Origin of the sequence: Serratia sp. 1D1416 (assembly GCF_003641105.1) — a bacterium.
In the GTDB taxonomy this organism is placed as follows: Bacteria; Pseudomonadota; Gammaproteobacteria; order Enterobacterales; family Enterobacteriaceae; genus Serratia; species Serratia ficaria.
In genome coordinates this window covers 4981060-4998055 of the sequence record NZ_CP032738.1, presented here as the reverse complement: position 1 = coordinate 4998055, position 16996 = coordinate 4981060, and the positions used below count along the sequence as shown (strand labels likewise).

Below are 16996 nucleotides of genomic sequence, written 5' to 3'. Positions count from 1 at the left end.
TTGTTCGAGGCAGTTTAAAGGGAGTTATTCTGTTTGTTTAATCAGAATTAATTTCTTATATGCGGAGCTCTATAAATGGTGAGTGTATCTTAACAGTAAGGTGTGTCACTCGATAGGAAACAGGTCAAGGCCTATGACTCGTTCAGCAGAATGAAGCTAGTATGGAAACTACTCTACTGAGCTAGATTTTGCAGAGTTCGATTAGAATTATCCTAAAAAAATGGCTAAGATGATAGCATTCTGACGTTGAATACCTTTGTTACAGTATAGACCGGGTATGCAATGATGATTTTATGGAACCAACGGAATCCCAGCCATGAATGATAACGAAGATTCACTGTTTAAGAGTACTAGCCTTTCTCTTCAGCAAAAACTAGAACGAGCTCGTACTGAGCTTCTTGACTTATCTGCGCGCAATAAACTCCTCAATATCCCTCGTTCTAAAACAGCCAAACTCTTAGAAATTATCGATGAAAGGTCTACTGAGATTTATCGTTTACTGGTAAAAGAAGGGAAAGTATTTACTTTTCTACCGGGACGGGCAGGAAAAAAGGGGGAGCTAATTGATGCTGAGATCATTGAAACGGATTCGGATGAAGCTCTTATTGATGTTCGGTTGCTTGTTTTTGATGACGATGTTAATCCAAACGCTATCAGTGCTGAGCATCAGGATACAAAACTACAAACAAGGTTAACCCCACAAGGTTTGCAAAAAAGATTGTTGGATCTTTACCATGATTCTAAAACGTTAGAGGAAGAACAGGGTGTAAACATACTCTATTTGACGCTCGGAACCTTAAAATGGATTGATCCCAATAATAAAGAAAATATCAGATATGCTCCTTTAATATTGATTCCTGTTTCCCTTGAACGTGGAACTGCTGGTGAGAGGTTTAAACTACGGGCAAGGCAAGATGAGATTATTGAAAACCTATCTCTGGAGGCATTTCTACAGCGAACACATGAAATTTTATTGCCTAAGATCAACGCAGATGAGGAGTTGGACCTTTCGGGGTATATCGATGAGGTTGCTCAGGCTGTGCAGACAAAGCCTGACTGGAGCGTTCAAGAAAACGATATTACTCTGGGGTTCTTCTCTTTCGCTAAGTTCCTTATGTACCGGGATTTAGATCCAGAAAATTGGCCAGAGGATGACAATATCACAGAACAACCCCTTATCCAGTCACTTATGGTTGATGGGTTTGATGAGAAGGATAAAAGGCTTTCAGATGATGTGCCGATAGACCCTTTTATTTCCCCGAGGGATATGCTCCACATCATGGATAGCGATACCTCTCAAACTCTTGCTATCCATGATGTGCGTGAAGGGAAAAACCTTATTATTCAGGGGCCTCCGGGTACAGGGAAATCTCAGACGATTGCAAACATAATTGCTTCTGCAGTAGCTGATGGCAAAACTGTCTTATTCGTCGCAGAAAAAATGGCTGCGCTTGAAGTGGTGAAACGCCGTCTTGACCATGCGGGCGTGGGCGACGCATGTTTAGAGTTGCATAGTAATAAGACGAATAAAAAGGTCTTCCTAGAGGAATTAAAAAGGGTCTGGGAGCTGGGATCTCCAATAGGAGAGTTTCCAGATACACTGATTGGAAACTTAACAGAGGCTAGGAATAAACTTAACGAGCATCCAGCAAGGCTGCACAAGATATATCATCCTTCAACGTTCTCTCCCTATCAGGTCATGGGGCATCTTGTCCGGTTACGTCAGTTAGGCCAGGCTCCGACCGATTTTAGCCTTGAAAAATTTGAACATTGGAATGCCAATGATCTTGAGAAACACCTTAAGCTCGTTAAAGAGATTGTAGATCGCATCCGAGATATTGGTTTACCTGCCCAGCATCCGTGGAACGGTGTTGGTCTTGAGCAGATATTACCTATGGATGTAGAAAAACTACTTCCACGTCTGCAAGAGATTGAAGGAGATATTTTACGCATTACAAACGTTATTGCAAGTCTGTCTGGTGAACTTTCTGTTACGCCCGTGCCGGAAACATTTTCTTCAATTTATAAATTAGTTGAGGTTGCAGAATGCATCAATAAAGCACCTGACCTATCAGTGAGCGCTTTTATCTCTGCTGTTTGGTATGAAAATATACCTGCAATTAAACGCCTTATTGCGTTGGGTAAACAGTATCAGCAAGCTCGCTTAGATCTTGAGGCAGATATAGTAACTGAAGAAATTGAAACTCCAGTTACCGAGCTGGAAGATGCATTGACTAGGCTTCCTAGGGATTTTCAGGTTAACGGTTTTTCCGCCGCTCGTGCTCTGGCAAAACCCTTAGCTAAGTTACGTCTTGATGCAGCTCGTTTACATGAAGAACTCGGTACTCAGGAAGGGTATTACACAGTTCAGGAAATAGAACGTCTCATCACCCTGGGCGAAAGAATTGCAGCAGCCCCTAATGCCAGTCCCGACGCCTTTATTGCATCAGTTTGGGATCATGGTATCGAGAAAGCCGCTGAACTAGTTGAGTCGATTACCTCTTTCAGAATTGTTAGCGAAGCTCTTGAACCCCAAATTAATGAGGTTGCCTGGAAAACAGATGTTCAGGAGGCCAGAAATATCCTGGCTAGTCATATTGGTATTTTCCGTTACCTCAATGGAAACTGGAGAAAAGCGAGAGGACTAGTCGGTTCTTTACTGCGAGATCGTTCTTTGCCTGTTGAGCAGCAATTGTTATTGTTGGACAAGCTAATTAAAGCGCAAGCAGAGAAGAAAAAAATCCAGGAAGGTAATGATTTTGGCCATTCTGCTTTCGGTAGCGATTGGCGCGGCGAAAAAAGTGACAGTTCATCTTTAATGGCATTAGTTGAATGGATGAGAACGCTCCGTGGCGTAGGGGCTGAAGCCCGGCTGTTAGCCAGCCGACTTATCGACCGTGAAGGTGTGAGGCTTCGTGCGCAGCAACTAAGCCAGTTATTGCAGCAGGTTCGGGGCCAGTTGGACATACTATGGAGTGCGTTCGGTTTTTCACCTGTGGAGCATTTTACTAATCAGGTATCTATAACCCGTGTCTCATTAGTGTTCATTGAAGAGAAAATAAAAAATCTTATAGAGATTGATGAACAATGCGCTCGCGTAATGCTTAAACCTCCTGCGCATATTGATGAGCGTTGCCAACTAGTCATACGAATGATTGAGTTACAGAAACTCATTTCAGAAATACGTGCAGAAGTCCCGCTTGCTAAAAGCGCCTTTGACGAACAGTGGAAAGAGTTGTCATCTGACTGGGATTATCTGAGCGAGGCTTGTTCTTGGTTAGAGGCGAACAGTGAACTACGTTTCGTAGTTGCAAAACTGGCAGATAGAGCTGAAACTGCACAGATTGCACAAGAAACTTACCTGTTCAGCCAAAAGATAGTCAATGAACTGGAAAAAATCGCGAAGGAATTAAAAGGAACTATCGAAACCCTTTTTGAATCATCATCTGATAAATTAAAGATATCAGTTGCGTACGAAAAACTTAAAATATGGGCTGCGAATTCAGAACAACTCTCTAAATGGGTTGCGTATCAGCATCGTATTAAACAGGCTCAAAAATATGGATTATCTGAGGTAGTAGAAAAACTAGCTAGTGGAGATCTTTCTCTGGATTTTTCTATTTCTGCCGTAGAACGGACCTATTTTGAGTCGTTACTTAAAATCATGGTTCACGAAGAACCTGATTTGGTTCGTTTTGATGGTGAGCTTCATTCTCGTCAGGTGGCAGGATTTGCAGAGCTTGACCTTAAACGTATCAAAGCTGCCAGTCTTGAGGTTGTGCGTACCCATCATAGACAAATTCCATCCAAGAGCGGTGGTATTGGCCCTGTGGGTGTTCTGCGTTCGGAAATGGTGAAAAAGAGGGGGCATTTACCAATTCGTCAGTTAATGCTAAAGGCTGGAGTGGCTATTCAAGCACTCAAGCCGGTAATGATGATGAGTCCGTTATCTGTTGCCCAATTCCTCATCCCCGGAAAACAAAAGTTCGATCTTCTGGTCATGGACGAAGCGAGTCAGATACAACCAGTTGATGCGATAGGTGCAATTGCTCGCTGTAAACAGGTCGTAGTAGTCGGGGACGAACGTCAGCTTCCGCCTACGCGATTCTTCGCTAAGATGACAGAGTCTGCTGCTAATGATGATGATGATGATGTATCTCAGGTTGCTGATATAGAGAGTGTATTGGGCTTATTCGTTGCCAGGGGATTACCTCAACGTATGTTAAGGTGGCACTATCGAAGCCGTCATCAATCATTGATTGCTGTATCCAATAGTCAGTTCTATGAGAATAAACTCTTCATCGTGCCGAGTCCGTACACTCAGGAAGCAGGTATGGGTCTGCAATTCCATCACATCCCGGATGGTGTGTTTGAATCAGGCGGTAAGGGAACCAATACGATAGAAGCTAAAGTTGTCGCTAAAGCAATCATGGAGCATGCCCGTAAATATCCTGAACAGTCGCTTGGTGTTGCAACATTTTCTGTTTCCCAGCGTAAGGTTATTCAGGACGAGCTCGAATTATTACGCCGTCTGAATCCCGATCTAGAAGAGTTCTTCAATGCGCATCCGAGTGAGCCTTTCTTCGTTAAAAACCTTGAGAACGTACAGGGTGATGAGCGTGATGTGATTATGATCTCCGTCGGCTATGCCAGAAATGCACAAGGATACATGGCGATGCGTTTTGGTCCTTTGGGGGCTGAGGGGGGGAAAGAAGGTTGAACGTATTAATTAGCCGAGCCAAACGTCGATGTGAGGTTTTCGCTTCAATCACAGACGAAGATATCGATTTGGAAAGAGCAAAGGGCAAAGGTGTATTTGCCTTTAAACTCTTCCTACAATATGCCCGTACTGGTCGGATATCGTTAGCTCAGCGAACTGAAAGAGAAATGGATAGTGTATTTGAAGAACAGGTTGCTGATGCGCTTCAGAAAGCTGGTTATCAAGTCCATCCTCAGGTAGGTATTGCCGGGTTCTTTATCGATTTAGCTATTGCTGATCCAGATATGCCAGGGCGATACTTGATTGGTATTGAATGTGATGGTCGTGCTTATCATTCATCACGCTCTGCTCGTGAACGCGATCGCTTGCGTCAGGCTGTACTTGAAGATCACGGATGGATTATCCATCGTATCTGGAGTACGGATTGGTTCCAGCGACCTGAAGAACAACTGGAACGAACACTTCAGGCCATAGAGTCTGCCAAAAAAGAGTTATCAGAACGGAGTGAACAATTGAGGCAAAGGACCCGTGCGGTACCTGTTGAAATTGTTACTGTCGATAGAGGACCTGTAGTAGAGATTGGTCTTGTCGATTCGGATATTGCAAAAGAATCTGAGATTACCTATGTGGAGGCTACTCCATCCGCTAATATGGTTTATGAACTGCATGAAACCCCGTTGGGTATTCTCAGCGAAATAATTGAGCAGATAGTTGAGGTTGAATCTCCTGTTCATGTGAGTGAGGTTATCACTAGATTGCGAACTGCTTGGGGGTTACAACGTGCAGGGGTCAGAATTGAGGCCGTTGTGAACAGGGCTGTTAATCTGGTCTGCAACAAAGGTGATATCCTTCAGGATGGGAAATTTTTAATACATCAGAAATCAAAGGTTATCTTACGAAACCGACAAAATGTTCAGTCGTCGGGACTGCGTAAGTCTGAGATGTTGCCACCTCAGGAGATTGCTGTCGGAATTACTCAGGTAGTAAAAAATAACCTTGGTGCAACAGAAGAAGAGATTGTTATGTCTATTTCTAGATCTCTTGGGTTTAAAGCAACAAGTGGAACCTTACGTAAAGTTATTTCAGATGTGATTGAACAACTTCTATTTAAAGGGGATGTTATAAAAGAGGACTCTCTGATTATTGAGAATAAAAAAATAGTTATAGAGTAATTTTCTATATTAAGACAAACTCAAGGTGTATTCTTTGAGTTTGTTTTTTATTTTCAATAATAATTTTTTGGCGTATTAAACTCCGAAATTACTTTGTTGCGTTTCATGGTGGTTATCAATCAATAAGGCGACATGCCTGATCGCTTACTTACGAAGACGAGAATAAAATTACTGACAGAGAAAAAACATGACGATTTATATTAATATACTCCATTTGCACCTGCATCAATTGTTATGATATTAACGGTAGGTTGCAGATTTATATCCGGCTTCCCTTTCAGCAGAACAATGAAATGACGAGATTTAAGCTCAGAGACTGACAGGTACCTGATAACCGGAAAAATATGATTATTTATGCTGGCAAACTGACGGGCAGCATGGTTCTCTGGCCATGTTCTGTTGCTTTTATACCAACTCAGTACCCAGACATGAAGGTTTTGTCTGGTGAGGAAGTGGTTCGTTCAGTCGATTGATGTTGTGATAGGTTGATATTATGCGCCAGCAATTTACGGATGCCGTCACGTTGTTGACGGGCATCAGCCAAAGACACTTCAGGGTAGGCACCTAAGCCGAGGCGTGATTCTTTTCTATTGATACGATATTTGAGATACCAGAGACGTGAACCGGCTGGATTGACTAAAAGGTACAGGCCATGAGAATCGGAAACTTTGAAAGGTTTAGCGGATGGCTTTAAGCTGCGGATTTTTGTGTCGTTAAGAGACATTTGGGGGTCACTCCGTCATCGAACCAACTTGACCCCAAATCTGACCACCAAATTCTCCCGATGCGGAGGGAAAACTAAAAATGCATCGGGAAGATTTTTCACGCTAACTTGCTGAATCTAAAATGTATAAACATTCGTGAAGATGCATGAAAACATAAATTTGGCTCCTCTGACTGGACTCGAACCAGTGACATACGGATTAACAGTCCGCCGTTCTACCGACTGAACTACAGAGGAATCGTGTGAACGGGGCGAATCATAGCGGCGCGCTTCCGGCTTGTAAAGCCTGAAAACGCCGCGCCGTTTCGTTTGCTGCAAGATTATTCAACCTGCTGCTTTTTATGGCTTTTGTTGATGAAACCGCGCGCAGCGCCGCCGCGGATGCCCGAATGCCTTATCTTGGTGCAACCCGCGCGCCGTTGGCCGCGCCGTCTCTGCAGGCCAGAATATCATTTATTGTTATTTTTCCTGTGATTAGCCTGCCCATATGCTAATTCGCCGACTCTGGCCCGGATCTTGCTCCTATTTCCCATTCGCAGTTTCGCGGCATGACGGAGGCAATATGAATCTCAGGCGTCTGAAGTATTTCGTAAAAATCGTCGATATCGGCAGTCTGACCCAGGCGGCGGAGGTGCTGCATATCGCCCAACCGGCGCTTAGCCAGCAGTTGGCGACGCTGGAAGGGGAGCTGAAGCAGCAGTTGCTGATCCGCACCAAGCGCGGCGTGATGCCCACCGAAGCCGGCAATATCCTCTACGCCCACGCCCAGACCATTCTGCGCCAGTGCGAGCAGGCGCAGAGCGCGGTCAACAGCGCCGGGCAGGCGATGAGCGGCCAGGTGTCCATCGGGCTGGCGCCTGGCAGCGTGGCTTCGCAGCTGGCGCTGCCGCTGCTGCAGGCGGTGCGCGACCAGCATCCGGGCATCTTGCTCAGCCTGAATGAAAACATCGGCTCGGCGCTGGCCGGGCAGGTGGCCAGCCAAACGCTGGATATGGCGATGATTTACGGCGCCAAAATGCCCGCCGGCCTGCACGCCACCGTCTTGATGAAGGAAGACCTGTACCTGGTGGCGACGCGCGCGGTGCCCAGCCCCGGCAACAGCGTGGAGCTGCTGGACGTGGCGCGGCTGAACCTGTTTCTGCCGCGAGAAGGCGACGTGGTGCGCAGCCAGGTGGAGGAAGCGATGGCGCTGCGCAAGCTGGCGGCCAACGTGGTGGGGGAGATCGAGTCCACCGGCACCCTGAGCGCGGCCATCGCCAGCGGGTTGGGCGCCACTATTCTGCCGGAATCGCTGGCGCGCGCCATGATAGGGCCGGCCAAGGCGTGGATGGCGCGCATCAATGCGCCGACGCTGTCCGTGCCGTTGTCGCTGTGCATTTCCAGCCAGCATTCGCTGTCTGCGCCGGCGCTGGTGGTGAAAGAGATGCTGCTGTCGATCGCCGGCAGCCGCAGCCAGGAGAAACGCGCCCTGGCGCTGGTGCGATAGGGCGCGTCGGGGTTAGCGGAACGGCGGTTCGTTGAAGGTGCGCAGCTTGCGCGAATGCAGGCGGTCGCCTTCGGCGCGCAATAAATCGATGGCGCAGATGCCGATTTGCAGGTGCTCGGAGATCGCCCCTTCATAGAAGCGGTTGGCCTGGCCGGGCAGTTTGATCTCGCCGTGCAGCGGTTTATCGGACACGCATAGCAGCGTGCCGTAAGGCACCCGGAAGCGATACCCCTGGGCGGCGATGGTGGCGCTTTCCATGTCCACCGCCACCGCGCGGCTGAGGTTAAAGCGCAGCGCAGAAGCGGAGTAGCGCAGCTCCCAGTTGCGGTCGTCGGTGGTGACCACGGTGCCGGTGCGCAGGCGCTGCTTGACCTCTTCGCCGGGCATGCCGCTGACCATCTTGGTGGCGTCGTACAGCGCGCGCTGCACTTCGGCGATGCTCGGGATCGGGATATCCGGCGGCAACACCGAGTCCAGCACGTGGTCGTCGCGCAGGTAGGCGTGCGCCAGCACGTAGTCGCCGATCGACTGGCTTTCGCGCAGCCCGCCGCAGTGGCCGATCATCAGCCAGGCGCTGGGGCGCAGCACCGCCAGGTGATCGCAGATGGTTTTGGCGTTGGACGGGCCGACGCCGATGTTGATCAGGGTGATGCCCTGGCCGGTGCGGGAAATCAGGTGATAGGCCGGCATCTGGTGGTTTTTCCACGCCAAATCCGACACCGCCTGATCCGGCGCGTCGGTTTCCGGCGTGATGTAGGTGCCGCCGGCGCTGGACAGGGCGATGTAAGGGCTGGCCGGATCGGCGATCTGCGCGCAGGCCCAGCGGACGAACTCATCCACGTAGCGGGTGTAGTTGGTGAACAGCACGAACGGTTGGAAATGCTCCACCGGCGTGCCGGTGTAGTGCCGCAGCCGCGCCAGCGAGAAATCCGCGCGCAGCGCATCGAAGTGCGACAGCGGGAAATGGTTGCCGGTGGCGTGGAACAGGCCGTCGGCGGTTTCATCGCCGATTTGCGCCAGCTCGGTGGTGGGAAAATGCTGAGCGATGCCGGCGCTCATCGAGCGGTCCAGCGTCAGGCTGGAGCCGTCGATCACATAAGGGAAGGGGATTTCCTGCCGCGACGGCACCACTTCGATATGGGCGGCGTAATCCTGTTCCAGCATCGCCAGCTGTTCGGCCAGATAGTGGCGAAACAGCTGCGGACGGGTAATGGTGGTGCTGTAGCTGCCGGCGTGGGTGAAACGGCCGTAGGCGCGGGTTTTGCTCTGGCCGGATTTTTTGCCGTCCCAGCTGACGCGCAGCTCGGGATACACGAACTGCCCGGCGGCGCGCGCCTGTGGGTCCGGCAACGCGCCGTGGCTGATAAAATCGCCGACCGCCTGGCGCAGCGCGTCGACCGCGGCGTCATACAAGGCTTCCAGTTTATCGAGCGCCTGGGCGGCGCTGAGGCCGGTGCGGGATGGGTCGTTGCTCATGCTCTCTCCTTGGTTCTCCCCCCGCGGCGGCGGGAGGCGGGCGGATGCCGATATCATTTCACCGCAACAGGTTAGCCGAAGACGAGCGCAAAAGCTTGGTCGAAATGGCGGGCGGGAAAAGAAAGCGCAGCGGCGCACCGGGCCGCCGCTGCGTTGGGCGGTCAGGAGGCGGGAGCCGCCCGTTCCACCTTGAGCGACACCAGGCCGATGCCCAGTTTTTTCGGCGTGAAGCCGCCGCTGGCGCCTTCCTGCGGCTCGGTGGGGGCCGGCGGGGTGATGCTGATTTTGCGCGCGCCCCGCGGGTTGTCGAAGCGCAGCGTGACGGTGCTGTCCTGCTCGCCGAGCGAGACGAAACGCTCTTCGTCGCCGACGCGCACCGAGATAGGCTCGCCGACGTTTTTGCCGTAGGCGCGGGCGCGCAGCACCAGATCGAAGGTTTTCGGCAGCGGCTCTACGTAGTCGATGTCCACCGCCGGCGCCAGGTTGGCGTCGGACCAGCGGCCCCAGTCTTCGACGCCGGACACCCCGGTAATGGCTTTCACCTGCTCGGGCATGCCCGGCAGCATGAATTCGATGGCTTCCGCCTGATACTTCACCGCCGCGTCGTCGACCTGCAGCCGGGCGATGGCGTCCTGGTAGCCGGCGACGCTGTCCGCCGCCGGGCTCTGGAAGCTCACCTTGCCGCGGAAGCGCTCGCCGGTGGCCCGCACGATCTGCGGCGGCGAAGCCAGGGTGCCGGAGGCGACGCAGATGTCGGTGCTCAGCGCCAGCTTCGGCGCCCAGACGCGGCCGATTTCATAGCATTTGTCGACCCAAACGAATTTCTCGCCCGCGCCCAGCCCGGCCAGCTGCTTTCTCAGCGGCGTGGACAGGTAGACGTTAAACATCGGTTCAATCTTATTGTCCGCCACCTTGAGGATAAACGGCACCTTGAAGGTTACGCCGGAGAAGGTGAAGCGGCGGCCCCGGGTATCGACGCTGTAGTCGGTGATGCCGTTCGGGAAGCCCCATTGCTTGATCACCGCCGGTTTCCAGCCGTTGATTTTCTCGTCGATGTTGAGGAACACCGTGGACAGCGTCGAGGCCGACAGGCTGCTGCGGCCAAGGCCGATGTAGTTGTCGCCGCCCATGCGGTCCAGCACGGTGGCGCCGTTGTCCAGCGTGCTGCGCTTCTCGTTGCGCTGTTCCGCCTGCGGGCGGGTGCCGTCGATGATAAAGAACAGGTTGCGCCGCTTTTGCTTGGCCAGAATGTCATAGGCGGTATTGTTCATCGCCAGATGATCGGAAGACACCACGATCACCGTGTTGCTGAAATACGGCGAACGTTTGATTTTTTCGATCAGCGCGGCGATATGTTGCTGGCTGCAGGCCACCGCGCTCAGTGAACGGTTGTCTTTATTCTGCCAGGCGTAGGTTTTTTTGCTGCAGCTGGCGGAGATAAAACCGTCCGGGTGATGGGTGTCGACGGTCAGGGCGAACAGCGAAAATTTTTGCTGCCGGCTGGAGAGCTCGACAAACTTGTCGTACACCAGATCCAGCAGGGTATCGTCATACCAGCCCCAGTCGTTTTTATAGCCCGGATCGCTGACCTGAGCGCGCAGTTCCTTATAGCCGTAAACGTGGTCGAAGCCGTGCGATTTGAGGAAGGTGTCCTTGCCGGCGAACGCCAATTCGGCGCCCTGATAGAAATAGTTGCCGTAGCCGGCGGATTTCAGCACGTCTCCCAGGCAGACGTTTTCCGGATAAAAGGTCGAAACGGCGCTGGACGCGTTGCCGTCGAACGGGGCGAACAGCGGGATGCCGCACTGCGAGGCCACCATGCCGGCGATGGTGTAGCCGGTGCCCGGCAGCTGTTGGGTGTTGCTGAAATCAATGCTGTCTTCCCGCAGCCGGTCCAGTTCATCGGTCAGGCCGGGGAAGCTGTGCCGATCGAAATAGGTGCGTTCCAGGCTTTCCGCATAGATATACACCAGGTTAGGCTGCTTGCCCTGCAGGGTCTTTTTCGGCGCTTTATAGTAGGTGGCGAAATCGGCGGTATCGCCGCCGATTTGGCTTTTGACCAGCAGCGAAATGTCCTGAAAGGCCGGCGTGGTGCCGACCGAAAACAGCGCCAGCAGCACGGCGATCAGGCTGTAAATCACGCTGCTGCTTTTGGCCTTGCGGCGCAGCAGGCTGCGGGCCAACAGGGCGAAAATCAGCGCCAGCGCCGCCAGCAGGCCGAGAAACGGCAGCACGTATTTGCCGACGCCGGCGCCTTTCAGGCTGCTGGTGACGGTGTAGATCACCGCATCGGTAATGCCGTCGCCGGTGAAGTAGTTGCTGGCGATCAGGATAACGTTCAGGATCAGATAGCTGCCGAGCAGCGTCAGCAGGATAGCGAACCACCAGCGGTTGGCGGCGGCCCGGGTGCGATAGATTGAAATCGAGGCCAAAAAAAGAACGAACGACGCGAGTGCTGAAACCATCCACCGAATCCTGTCTGATTAGAAAGAAAATCTTTACTGTTCTGGCGCACGCCGCCAACGCTGCCGGGGCGTGAAAAATGAAGGGTATAGCCTATTGAAAGCGGCAGGGCAATGCGCGTTTGCGCCGCGCGGCGTTCGGCGGCGGCGATTGGCGGTTTTTGTGACAATACTGTGACAATCATCACGCCGCGCAGGCCGATAACGCCGAAATATTGCTCGCCGGGCTTTTGGCTCTACCATTAATGGGTAGCGTCGAATGCCGGCGCGCCTATCAGTCATTCAGGAGAAAAACATGCAGGCTATTCCCGCAGCCGTACTCGAGGAACTGGCGCCGCAGGGCGCCCTGCGCGCGGCGATCAACTTCGGCAACCCGGTGCTGGCGCAGCGGGGGCCGGGCGGCGAGCCGCAGGGCGTCTCGGTCTCTCTGGCCGCGGCGCTGGCCGGCGAGCTGGGCGTGGCGCTGGAGCTGGTGCCCTATGATGCGGCGGGCAAGGTGTTCGCCGATCTCGACAGCGGCGCCTGGACCCTGGCCTTTATGGCCATCGAACCGGTGCGTGCGGAACAGCTCGCCTTCAGCGAACCTTATGCGATCATCGAGGGCACCTATCTGGTGGCCGAGGCGGCGCCCTATCGGCAAGTGGCCGAGCTGGATCGGCCGGGCGTGCGCATTGCGGTGGGCAAAGGCGCGGCCTATGACCTGTTCCTGTCGCGCACGCTGCAGCAGGCGCAGCTGGTGCGGGCAGGCACCTCCGCCGAAGCGATCGGCCTGTTTCTGGAGCAGGGGCTGGAGGCGGCGGCGGGGGTGCGCCAACCGCTGCTGGCCGCTGCGGCCGCGAACCCGGGGCTGCGGGTGCTGGCAGGGCATTTCACCGCGATCAGGCAGGCGATGGCGGTGCCGCGGCGCAAAACGCAGGGTGCGGCCTACGTGAACGATTTTATCGAACGCTGCAAGGCCGACGGCCGGGTGGCCGAGGCGCTGCGGCGCTGCGGCGCAGCGGCCAGGGCGATGTGACCGTGGCGGGCGGCAAGGCGCCCGGCTAAACGGGCTCCCGCCGCGGCCGGGGCAACTCAGCGCAGTTCGACCGCGTACTCCTCCACCGGGGTGATTTTCTTGATCAGCTTATTGTCGAACAGGAACTGCTCGTAAGCCTGGTAGCGCGCGCTGTCCAGCCTGGCCGGATCGGTGGCGAACAGCGGCAGGCTGGCCTGCCAGGCCTGCTTGTTCAACGCGGTATCCAGTTCGGGATGGGCTTTGGCGAACGCCAGCCAGGTTTGCTGCGGGTGCGCGCGCAGATAGTCGCCGCCTTTTTTCAGCGCGGCGAGGAATTTTTTGATCTTCGGCTCCGCCAGCGCGTCGCGGTTGGCGACGATGATCAGCTCATCGTAGGCCGGCACGCCGTAGTCTTCCACGTTGAACACCCGCGGCTCCTTGCCCTGCAGCTTCAGCTCCAGCGCTTCGATATTGCGATAGCCGCCGATCACCGCGTCCACCTGGCCCGCCAGCAGGGCGCCGGTCAGCTGGAAGTTGACGTTGATTAGCTTGATGTCGTCAGGGTTGACGCGCTGATTTTTGGCCATGGTGGCCAGCGTCGCCTGTTCGATGCCGCTGACCGAATACCCGACCTTTTTGCCTTTGAGGTCCGCCGGCGTGGCGATGCCTTTATCCAGCGTGATGACGGTGTTCAGCGGCGTGTCGATCAGCGTGCCGACGCGCACCAGCGGCAGGCCCTGATCGGCGAAGAAGTGCAGCTGCGGCTGATAGGTGATCGCGAGGTCCGCCTGTTTGGCCGCCACCAGCCGCGGCGGCAGCGCCGGATCGGACGGCGGCACGATCTTGACGTCCAGTCCGGCGTCCCTGAAGGCGCCGATCTGTTCGGCCACCATGATCGGCGCGTGATCGGGGTTGATGTACCAGTCGAGCACCAGCGTCAGCTTTTCGGCGGCGCCGGCCTGGCTCGCCATGGCGGCGCCGAGCAGCAGGCCGCAGACGGTTTTTTTAAACATGGTTGTTCCCTTAGTGGTTGAAATCATCAATGGTTCTCCGGCGCCCAGACGATCAGACGCCGCAGCAGCGCATCCACCGCGACCCACAGCAGCACGGTCATCAGCACCAGAATAAACAGCGCGGCGAAGCACAGGTCGGTCTGCATGCGCGCGTTGGCGTTGAGCATCAGGTAACCCAGCCCTTCGGCCGAGCCGACCCACTCGCCGATGATCGCGCCGATCGGGGCGACGGCGGCGGCCATGCGCAGCCCGGAGCCGAAGGCCGGCAGCGCCGCCATCAGCCGCACGTGGCGCAGCAGCGCCCAGCGCGAGGCGCCGAGGGTGCGCGCCAGGTCGAGATAGTCGTCATTGACCCGGCGCAGCCCGTCGAAGAAGGCGGAAACGACCGGGAAGAAGATCACCAGCACCGCCATCGCCACCTTGGCGCTCATGCCGAAGCCGAACCACAGCACCAGCAGCGGGGCCAGCGCGAACACCGGTATCGCCTGGCTGGTGAGCACCAGCGGCATCAGCCAGCGCTGCAGGCGCGGGGAAAAGATCATGCCCAGCGCCAGCGCCGCGCCGAGCAGCACCCCCAGCGCCAAGCCGCTGAGGATTTCCGAGGCGGTGACCAGCGTATGCCAGGCGAGGTAATCGCGGCCATGCCACAGCGCCTGCGCCACCGCCGCGGGCGAGGGCAGCAGGAAGGCGGGAATGTTGCCCAGGGTGAGCAGCCACCACAGCAGCAGCAGCCCGGCGAACACCGTCAGGCCGCGGCGCAGGCGGCTCAGGCCGCTTTCTGTCTGCGGTTTCATTGCGCCGCCCTCACCAACTGCCGCAACAGTTCCGCCTGGCTTTTCAGCAGGTGCGGATCGTCCGGCGCGCGCGGCGGTTGCCCGCCGATCGGGTGGTTATCGTCGATGCCGCTCGGCGAGTTCGCCAGCACCAGCAGGCGGTGGCTCAGGCGGCAGGCCTCCATCGGATCGTGGGTGATCAGCAGCACGGTGTTCTGCGCCAGCAGCTCGGCCGCCAGCGTCTGAATAGTGGCGCGGGTAATGGCGTCCAGCGCCGAGAACGGCTCGTCCATCAGCACGATCGGCCGGCGCTCGTACAGGGTACGCGCGATGGCGGCGCGCTGACGCATGCCGCCGGACAGCGCGGCGGGCAGGGCGCCGCCATAGCCGCTCAGCCCGACCCGCTCGAGCAGGTGGGCCGCCCATGGGCGATCGGCTTTCTCCCCGCGCAGCCGTGAGCCGAGCGTGATGTTTTCATCGATGGTCAGCCAGGGATAGAGCAGGTCTTTTTGCCCCATATAGGCGATGCGCCCGGCGATCGGCAGGCCGTCGCTGCCGCAGACGCTGCCCGAGGTGGCCTGAGCCAGCCCGGCGATGATCTTCAGCAGGCTGGTTTTGCCGGCGCCGCTGGCACCGAGCAGGGCGACGAAGCTGCCGCCGTCGATCGTGAAGCTGAGCCGTTCGAAAATCACCCGATCGCCAAAGCGCAGGGTTAAATCCCGGACCTCGATGCCGGGTGGCTGGCGGGGCGTCATGAGGCGTTCAGCCCCATCTGCCAGAACGCCGACTCCAGCCGGGTGGCGGTGGTGAAAATCTGCGCCAGCTCGGCGAAGCGGCTCTCGGCGCCGCGCTGGCGGCCGACGTTTTCCAGCAGATCGATGGCGGCCTGCACCCCGGCCAAGTAACCCGGATCGCCATAATTTTTGATCCAGGAGGCGTAGGGATTGCCCTCCATCCGGGTGGCGGGATCGTTCAGCAGCCGCAGGCCGATTTCGGCATAGCCGGCGACGCAGGGCAGCAGGGCGGCCAGCAGTTCCAGCGCATCGCCGGCGTGGCCGATGTCCAGCACGTAGCGGGTGTAGTTCATGGTTTCTGGCGCTTCGGGCTGGGCGGCGATTTCACCCTCGTCCAGCCCCCAGCCGGCGCAGTAGGCCAGGTGCAGCGGCAGTTCGGCGACGATGGCGTTGAGCGAGGCGGCGGCGGCGCGCATTTCCGGCAGGGTGCGCAGCTTGCTGACCAGCAACGCGTAGGCGCGGGCGAAGTGGATCAGGAACAGGTAGTCCTGGGTCAGATAGCGGCGGAAAGCGGGCTCGGGCAAGGTGCCGGCGGCCAGCTGTCGAATAAAGGGATGAGCGACGTAGTCCTGCCAGTGACCGCCGGCCTGTTGGCGCAGCCGTCCGTAAAGGCCGGTTTCGAACATGGTGGTATACATGGGACCTCCATAAGTGAGTGGAGATCCGGGCGCGCTGAGGTATGAACAGGTAATGAGCGAAGGCGTTATTGCCGACCCGTCCCTTCGCTGGCATGACCCAGATCAGGTTCAAAGGGTTCGGCTTGCGCCATCTCAGCCCATAACAGGACACCCCTCGGAGGTGCCTGTTATACGACATTTATTTTTTGATTACAATGCCTGGCCGCAGGGCGCGGCGGCGGCGGAAATCGGTTCGTTTAGTGCGATCGGGGGCGATTTTTCTGGCACGGGCAGCGGTATTTTTGTCACTGTAATCCCGCTACGTTGAATCTGAGGACAACATCTTGCGCGCCAGCCCATGCTTTATTTTGGAGTGATTTCCAACCCACCGGTTGATGTCCGCAATATTGTAAAACTTATAGCGAAAGTCCGCTCTTTACCCGCATCTTTTTTTCCAAGGCTATAATACGTAGAGTAGGTGTTTTGAGGCATGAAATTAAATCCAAATATAGGGAGGCATGCTCCTGTGGCTACATGAGGTCTCGTCACTGGATCAGAAAATGTCTTAAAAAAACGCTGCCCTGATTCACTGTAGAGTTGTACGGAGGTTATGTATTCCCAGTCTTTTTCTGATATTGAAATACAGACGTTGTTGTCTTTCATTGCCACTTGAGCGGGATGCTCTATCACGATAGGGTCTTGATGCCCGGGGCAGCCAGACAAGAGGAATACAGTGCCTAAAATTAATTTTTTTTTCATCATGAT

The 16996-nt window shown here is 55.3% G+C and carries 11 protein-coding genes, 1 tRNA gene, 1 pseudogene and 1 riboswitch; of the genes and pseudogenes, 4 read left to right on the top strand and 9 right to left on the bottom strand.

All coding sequences use genetic code 11. The features are described 5' to 3' along the window. Window positions 1-316 precede the first annotated feature (316 nt). Together D7I37_RS24235 and D7I37_RS27495 are read left to right on the top strand one after the other, a co-directional pair. Window positions 317-4720 (top strand): DUF4011 domain-containing protein, encoded by a 4404-nt coding sequence (locus D7I37_RS24235; RefSeq protein ID WP_242502737.1) that lies wholly within the window; start codon window positions 317-319, stop codon window positions 4718-4720. Next, a complete protein-coding gene (locus D7I37_RS27495) occupies window positions 4717-5892 on the top strand; it encodes a DUF3320 domain-containing protein (protein ID WP_242502736.1) in 1176 nt (391 codons plus the stop codon). The genes D7I37_RS24235 and D7I37_RS27495 overlap by 4 nt, the downstream gene beginning before the upstream one ends. 272 nt (window positions 5893-6164) lie before the next feature. On the opposite strand, the pseudogene D7I37_RS24230 reads toward D7I37_RS27495, so the two are convergent. Continuing rightward, a pseudogene (locus tag D7I37_RS24230) lies at window positions 6165-6616 on the bottom strand (Arm DNA-binding domain-containing protein); the annotation flags it as partial. Between the two features lie 161 nt (window positions 6617-6777). Continuing rightward, window positions 6778-6853, bottom strand: a tRNA-Asn gene (locus D7I37_RS24225). 325 nt (window positions 6854-7178) lie between these two features. Between D7I37_RS24225 and nac the strand changes: the two genes are divergently transcribed. Beyond that, window positions 7179-8102: a nitrogen assimilation transcriptional regulator NAC gene (nac, locus tag D7I37_RS24220; RefSeq protein ID WP_129544501.1), complete on the top strand. Its 924-nt coding sequence runs from the start codon at window positions 7179-7181 to the stop codon at window positions 8100-8102. Window positions 8103-8114: 12 nt separating this feature from the next. On the opposite strand, the gene D7I37_RS24215 is transcribed toward nac, so the two are convergent. Both D7I37_RS24215 and opgB read right to left on the bottom strand, forming a co-directional pair. Then, window positions 8115-9578, bottom strand: coding sequence for an AMP nucleosidase (locus tag D7I37_RS24215; RefSeq protein ID WP_061797446.1), 1464 nt, complete (start codon window positions 9576-9578; stop codon window positions 8115-8117). A gap of 161 nt (window positions 9579-9739) precedes the next feature. After that, complete coding sequence (opgB, locus tag D7I37_RS24210; protein ID WP_095098259.1) at window positions 9740-12043, bottom strand: phosphatidylglycerol--membrane-oligosaccharide glycerophosphotransferase; 2304 nt, start codon at window positions 12041-12043, stop codon at window positions 9740-9742. A gap of 292 nt (window positions 12044-12335) precedes the next feature. On the opposite strand from opgB, the gene D7I37_RS24205 reads away from it, so the two are divergent. Continuing rightward, window positions 12336-13055 (top strand): transporter substrate-binding domain-containing protein, encoded by a 720-nt coding sequence (locus tag D7I37_RS24205; RefSeq protein ID WP_129544500.1) that lies wholly within the window; start codon window positions 12336-12338, stop codon window positions 13053-13055. Window positions 13056-13111: 56 nt separating this feature from the next. Here the strand turns inward: D7I37_RS24205 and D7I37_RS24200 are convergent, their stop codons facing one another. From D7I37_RS24200 to D7I37_RS24180, 5 genes are all read right to left on the bottom strand, one after another. Continuing rightward, window positions 13112-14047, bottom strand: coding sequence for an ABC transporter substrate-binding protein (locus D7I37_RS24200; protein ID WP_061797441.1), 936 nt, complete (start codon window positions 14045-14047; stop codon window positions 13112-13114). 26 nt (window positions 14048-14073) lie between these two features. Further along, a complete protein-coding gene (locus D7I37_RS24195; protein WP_061797439.1) occupies window positions 14074-14841 on the bottom strand; it encodes an ABC transporter permease in 768 nt (255 codons plus the stop codon). Next, window positions 14838-15575 carry an ABC transporter ATP-binding protein gene (locus D7I37_RS24190; protein ID WP_061797438.1) on the bottom strand — a complete coding sequence of 246 codons (738 nt, stop codon included), beginning with the start codon at window positions 15573-15575 and terminating at the stop codon, window positions 14838-14840. Before D7I37_RS24190 ends, D7I37_RS24195 begins: the two co-directional genes overlap by 4 nt. Then, a complete protein-coding gene (tenA, locus tag D7I37_RS24185) occupies window positions 15572-16252 on the bottom strand; it encodes a thiaminase II (protein WP_061797437.1) in 681 nt (226 codons plus the stop codon). The genes D7I37_RS24190 and tenA overlap by 4 nt, the downstream gene beginning before the upstream one ends. Window positions 16253-16314: 62 nt before the next feature. Continuing rightward, window positions 16315-16417, bottom strand: a riboswitch (TPP riboswitch). A 177-nt stretch (window positions 16418-16594) separates the two neighbouring features. Further along, window positions 16595-16993 (bottom strand): putative T6SS immunity periplasmic lipoprotein, encoded by a 399-nt coding sequence (locus D7I37_RS24180; protein ID WP_129544499.1) that lies wholly within the window; start codon window positions 16991-16993, stop codon window positions 16595-16597. Between the last annotated feature and the right edge of the window lie 3 nt (window positions 16994-16996).